The organism is Frankia sp. AgKG'84/4 (genome assembly GCF_023242965.2).
In the GTDB taxonomy this organism is placed as follows: Bacteria; Actinomycetota; Actinomycetes; order Frankiales; family Frankiaceae; genus Frankia.
Map to the genome: position 1 here is coordinate 1 of NZ_JALKFU020000470.1, position 4256 is coordinate 4256.

Genomic DNA, 4256 nt, shown 5'->3' on the forward strand with positions numbered 1-4256 from the left:
GCCTCGGCCAGGCGCCGTCCCCGCCCGCCCTTGCCGGCCGTCGGCGCCGCGGCGACCCGATCCCCCAGGATCTCCCGCAGGAAGACCGCTGTGTGGCTCTCGGGTACCGCCGCGATGGTCTCCGGCGTTCCCTCGGCGACGACCCTGCCCCCACCTGAGCCACCTTCGGGCCCCATGTCGATGATCCAGTCGGCCGTCTTGATCACATCGAGGTTGTGCTCGATGACGATGACGGTGTTGCCGGCGTCGACGAGGCGGCCCAGGACGCCGAGCAGCTTGCGGATGTCCTCGAAGTGCAGGCCGGTCGTCGGCTCGTCCAGCACGTAGACCGTCCGGCCGGTGGAGCGCCGCTGCAGTTCGGCGGCGAGCTTCACCCGCTGCGCCTCCCCGCCGGACAGCGTCGGCGCCGGCTGGCCGAGACGCACGTAACCGAGCCCGACGTCGTTGAGGGTGCGCAGGTGCCGGGCGATCGAGGGGACCGCCGCGAAGAACTCCGCGGCCTGTTCGATCGGCATGTCGAGCACCTCGGAGATGCTGCGGCCCTTGTAGTGGACCTCCAGGGTCTCCCGGTTGTAGCGGGCGCCATGGCAGATCTCGCAGGGGACGTACACGTCCGGCAGGAAGTTCATCTCGATCTTGATGGTGCCGTCGCCGGAGCACGCCTCACAGCGGCCGCCCTTGACGTTGAACGAGAACCGGCCGGGCTGGTATCCGCGCACCTTCGCCTCGGTGGTCTCGGCGAACAGCCGGCGGATGTGGTCGAACACGCCGGTATAGGTGGCCGGATTCGAGCGCGGGGTCCGGCCGATGGGCGACTGGTCGACGCGGACGGCCTTGTCGAGCTCGTCGAGACCGGACACGGTGCGGTGCCGGCCGGGCACCTCCCGGGCGCCGTTGAGCCGGTTCGCGAGGACCGCGGCGAGAATGTCGTTGACGAGCGTCGACTTGCCGGAGCCGGACACGCCGGTGACGGTCACGAAGCACCCGAGGGGGAACGACACCGTGACGTCGCGCAGGTTGTGCTCGCGGGCGCCGTGCACCGTCAGCGCCCGGCCCTTCGTCGGGACGCGGCGGATGTCGGGCACCGGGATCTGCCGGCGGCCGGACAGGTAGGCACCGGTCATCGACTCCTCGCTGGCCAGCAGCTCCTCGACGGTCCCGGAGACGACAACCCGCCCGCCGTGCTCGCCGGCACCGGGACCGATGTCGACGACCCAGTCCGACGCCCGGATGGTGTCCTCGTCGTGCTCGACGACGATGAGGGTGTTGCCGAGGTCGCGCAGCCGGGTCAGGGTCTGGATGAGCCGGCGGTTGTCCCGCTGGTGCAGGCCGATCGACGGTTCGTCGAGCACGTAGAGCACGCCGACGAGGCCCGAGCCGATCTGCGTGGCCAGCCGGATGCGCTGCGCCTCGCCGCCGGCAAGCGTGCCGGCGGCCCGGTCGAGGGAGAGATAGTCCAGGCCGACGTCGAGCAGGAACGTGAGCCGGGCGTCGACCTCCTTGAGCACCCGCCCGGCGATCGTCCGTTCCCGCTCCGAGAGCTCGAGCTCCCGCAGGAACGTGGCGCACTCGCCGATGGCCATCCCGGCGACCTCGGCGATCGACCGGCCGCCCATGGTCACCGCGAGTGACTCGGGTCGCAGCCGCGCGCCGCGGCAGGTCGGACAGTGCACGTCGCGCATGTAGCCCTCGTAGCGCTCCCGGCTGGTGTCCGACTCGGCCTCCCGGTGCCGGCGGCCGAGGAACCCGATCACGCCCTCGAACGAGGTGTAGTACGAGCGCTTGCGGCCGTACCGGTTGGTGTAGCCGACGTGGATCTCGGTGTCGCCGCTGCCGTGCAGGACCGCCTTGCGGGCCCGTTCCGGCAGGCCCTCCCAGGGCGTGTCCATCCGGAAGCTGAGGTCCTCGGCGAGGGCGGTGAGCAGCCGCTCGAAGTACTCCTTGTTGTGACCGCTCGACCACGGTGCCACCGCGCCCTGCGACAGCGACAGCGTCGGGTCGGGCACGACCAGCTCCGGGTCGACCTCCTTGCGGGTGCCGATGCCACTGCAGTCGGGGCAGGCGCCGTACGGCGAGTTGAACGAGAACGAGCGGGGCTCGAGCTCCTCGAAGGAAAGGTCGTCGTAGAGGCAGGCGAGGTGCTCGGAGTACATCCGCTCGCGCTCGGGGTCCTCGGCGGGCCGGTCGACGAAGTCGATGAGGACCAGCCCGCTGCCCAAGCGCAGTGCCGTCTCGATCGAGTCGCTCAGGCGGCGCTTGGCCGAGGACTTCGCCGCCAGCCGGTCCACGACGACCTCGATGGTGTGCTTGCGCTGCTTCTCGAGCTTCGGCGCCTCGGTGAGCGCGACGACCTCGCCGTCGACGCGGGCTCGGGCGAACCCGGAGCTCTGCAGCTCGGCGAACAGGTCGAGGTACTCCCCCTTGCGGCCGCGCACGACCGGCGCGAGCACCTGGAACCGGGTGCCCTCGGGCAGTTCGAGCAGCCGGTCGACGATCTGCTGCGGGGTCTGGCGGGAGATCGGCCGCCCGCACTTCGGACAGTGCGGCCGGCCGGCGCGGGCGAACAGCAACCGCAGGTAGTCGTAGACCTCGGTGATGGTGCCGACGGTGGACCGCGGGTTGCGGTTGGTCGACTTCTGGTCGATGGAGACCGCGGGCGAGAGGCCCTCGATGAAGTCGACGTCGGGCTTGTCCATCTGGCCGAGGAACTGGCGGGCGTAGGCCGACAGCGACTCGACGTACCGGCGCTGCCCCTCGGCGAAGATCGTGTCGAAGGCGAGGCTGGACTTGCCGGACCCGGACATGCCGGTGAAGACGATCAGCCCGTCGCGGGGCAGATCAAGATCGACGTCGCGGAGGTTGTGCTCACGCGCGCCGCGCACGACAAGACGGTCGGCCATCGTCGATCCCTCATGATCTTCCGGAAATCGGACCCGGGCAGGTGCCGCCATGCTACGGATGGGGTCCGACAGTTTTCGCACGGCCGTTCGCCCGCCCCGCCGCACCGGACCGGACCGGCGCGGCCATCCGACGCACCGTAACCACGTGCGAAAGGATGGTGTTCCCTTCGATGCCCGGGAGACCACCCATGCGCAACGACAACGGACCCGGCGACCAGTACACCGGCGAGGTCACCGTGGGTGGCCCGGCGGAGGTGCGGGTACTGCCCGGACTGACGGTGACGAAGGTGGCCGTCGGCCCCCTGAACAACAACGCCTACCTGCTGCGTTGCACCGAGACCGACGAGCAGCTCCTCATCGACGCCGCCAACGAGCCGGCGACGCTGCTCGGGCTGATCGGCGACGCCGGCCTCGCGACGATCGTGACCAGCCACCAGCACTACGACCACGTGCAGGCCCTCGCCGAGGTGACGGCCGCCACCGGCGCCCGCACGGTCGCCCACGCCGACGACGCGGCGGCGATCCCGGTCCCGACGGCCCGCATCGTGCACGACGGTGATGTGATCACCGTCGGCCGGACCACCCTGCGGGCGATCCACCTCGTCGGCCACACCCCGGGCTCGATCGCCCTGCTCCACGACGCCGACCCGGCCCACCCGCACCTCTTCACAGGCGACTGCCTCTTTCCCGGTGGCGCCGGCAACACCCGCGGCAACGCCGAGCACTTCACCTCGCTGATGGACGGGCTGGAGGAGAAGGTGTTCGGCCCGCTACCCGACGCGACCTGGATCTACCCCGGCCACGGCCACGACACGACCCTCGGCGCGGAACGCCCCCACCTGGCCGAATGGCGCGCCCGCGGCTGGTGATCGGCCGCGGTGCCGACCTGGGCCGCCCCGGTCGCGTCCGGCGACCATGGTGGGGTATCGGCCCCCGGTCCCTCGAAAGGGCGATCGCGGACGCCGAGCCCGCCAGAACGACCAGCCGGCGGTGCGCCCGCCGCGGCGACGGCCAGCGAAGCACCGGCCGCGGTCGTCGTCGTCACCGTCCGCCCGACGATCGCCACGACGGCGGCGATCGCGGCGACGACGAGCAGGGCCCGGCCCTGCGCGGTCGCCGAGACGAACGACCGCAGCGAGGCCACGTCCAGCACGTCACCGACCGGCCGCGCGGAGATCTCCGACAGGCTGAACACCAGCTCGGCCAGCGTGGCGACGAGCCAGACGACCGCCGCGTTGGCGGCGAGACGGCCGCATCGGCGGGCGGTGAACGTCAACGGCCGTCCGCTCGAGCCGCCCGGCCGGACGTCCTGGACGCCCGTCGCCGTGGCGGTGCCCGCGTCGGCCGGCGTCGTCG

At 71.6% G+C, this 4256-nt stretch carries 2 protein-coding genes and 1 pseudogene; 1 reads left to right on the forward strand and 2 read right to left on the reverse strand.

Annotation, left to right across the window (positions count from 1 at the left end; all coding sequences use genetic code 11):
* The coding region (gene uvrA, locus MXD58_RS21400; RefSeq protein WP_250609802.1) for an excinuclease ABC subunit UvrA at nt 1–2900 on the reverse strand (2900 nt) is incomplete at its 3' end.
* Nucleotides 2901–3088: 188 nt separating this feature from the next.
* On the opposite strand from uvrA, the gene MXD58_RS21405 reads away from it, so the two are divergent.
* The gene (locus tag MXD58_RS21405) at nt 3089–3769 is read left to right on the forward strand and encodes an MBL fold metallo-hydrolase (protein ID WP_248839949.1); all 681 of its coding nucleotides are present in this window, start codon (nt 3089–3091) and stop codon (nt 3767–3769) included.
* Here MXD58_RS21405 and MXD58_RS30805 read toward each other — a convergent pair.
* Nucleotides 3691–4256 (reverse strand): annotated as a pseudogene (locus MXD58_RS30805) (hypothetical protein); the annotation flags it as partial. The gene MXD58_RS21405 and the pseudogene MXD58_RS30805 sit on opposite strands and share 79 nt — an antisense overlap.

Excerpts from the sequence above, each read along its gene's own strand:
- MXD58_RS21405 (WP_248839949.1), top strand. The coding sequence starts at position 3,089 with ATGCGCAACGACAACGGACCCGGCGACCAGTACACCGGCGAGGTCACC.